The 1825-nt window shown below is 51.2% G+C and carries 1 rRNA gene; it reads left to right on the forward strand.

Going from position 1 to position 1825, the window contains the following annotated elements:
• Positions 1-224 precede the first annotated feature (224 nt).
• Positions 225-1825: ribosomal RNA gene (locus ACFCYN_RS25370) — 23S ribosomal RNA — on the forward strand; the annotation flags it as partial.

Below are 1825 nucleotides of genomic sequence, written 5' to 3' on the forward strand. Positions count from 1 at the left end.
GAGTGAAAGACATTATCACCGGTTAGCGATAACCGAAAAAATCTTAAAGATGACTTGCGAGTCATGTTTAAGATATTGCTCTTTAACAATCTGGAACAAGCTGAAAATTGAAACATGACGGCTGAAATTTATCCCTCCGTAGATGTACTGGGATGAAGAGTAACCTGTCATAGAGTCTCTCAAATGTTTGCAGCACGAACGATGGAAACATCTTCGGGTTGTGAGGTTAAGTGACTAAGCGTATACGGTGGATGCCTAGGCAGTCAGAGGCGATGAAGGGCGTGCTAATCTGCGAAAAGCGTCGGTAAGGTGATATGAACCGTTATAACCGGCGATACCCGAATGGGGAAACCCAGTGTGTTTCGACACACTATCATGTCATGAATACATAGTGGCATGAGGCGAACCGGGGGAACTGAAACATCTAAGTACCCCGAGGAAAAGAAATCAACCGAGATTCCCCCAGTAGCGGCGAGCGAACGGGGAGGAGCCCAGAACCTGAATCGGCTTGTGTGTTAGTGGAAGCGTCTGGAAAGTCGCGCAGCAAAGGGTGATAGCCCCGTACACTAAAATGCACAGGTCGTGAGTTCGATGAGTAGGGCGGGACACGTGACATCCTGTCTGAATATGGGGGGACCATCCTCCAAGGCTAAATACTCCTGACTGACCGATAGTGAACCAGTACCGTGAGGGAAAGGCGAAAAGAACCCCGGCGAGGGGAGTGAAATAGAACCTGAAACCGTGTACGTACAAGCAGTGGGAGCACCTTCGTGGTGTGACTGCGTACCTTTTGTATAATGGGTCAGCGACTTATATTTTGTAGCAAGGTTAACCGTATAGGGGAGCCGTAGGGAAACCGAGTCTTAACTGGGCGATTAGTTGCAAGGTATAGACCCGAAACCCGGTGATCTAGCCATGGGCAGGTTGAAGGTTGGGTAACACTAACTGGAGGACCGAACCGACTAATGTTGAAAAATTAGCGGATGACTTGTGGCTGGGGGTGAAAGGCCAATCAAACCGGGAGATAGCTGGTTCTCCCCGAAAGCTATTTAGGTAGCGCCTCGTGAACTCATCTTCGGGGGTAGAGCACTGTTTCGGCTAGGGGGCCATCCCGGCTTACCAAACCGATGCAAACTCCGAATACCGAAGAGTGTTATCACGGGAGACACACGGCGGGTGCTAACGTCCGTCGTGAAGAGGGAAACAACCCAGACCGCCAGCTAAGGTCCCAAAGTCATGGTTAAGTGGGAAACGATGTGGGAAGGCATAGACAGCCAGGATGTTGGCTTAGAAGCAGCCATCATTTAAAGAAAGCGTAATAGCTCACTGGTCGAGTCGGCCTGCGCGGAAGATGTAACGGGGCTAAACCATGCACCGAAGCTGCGGCAGCGACGCTTAGGCGTTGTTGGGTAGGGGAGCGTTCTGTAAGCCGTTGAAGGTGGCCTGTGAGGGTTGCTGGAGGTATCAGAAGTGCGAATGCTGACATAAGTAACGATAAAGCGGGTGAAAAGCCCGCTCGCCGGAAGACCAAGGGTTCCTGTCCAACGTTAATCGGGGCAGGGTGAGTCGACCCCTAAGGCGAGGCTGAAAAGCGTAGTCGATGGGAAACAGGTTAATATTCCTGTACTTGGTGTTACTGCGAAGGGGGGACGGAGAAGGCTAGGCTAGCCGGGCGACGGTTGTCCCGGTTTAAGCGTGTAGGGGGTGTGACCTGGTAAATCCGGTTGCATACTAACCCTGAGGCGTGATGACGATGCACTACGGTGCAGAAGTAGTTGATGCCCTGCTTCCAGGAAAATCCTCTAAGCATCAGGTAACATTAAAT

The sequence above is a fragment of the Gottfriedia sp. NPDC056225 genome, assembly GCF_042267765.1.
In the GTDB taxonomy this organism is placed as follows: domain Bacteria; phylum Bacillota; class Bacilli; order Bacillales; family Bacillaceae_G; genus Gottfriedia.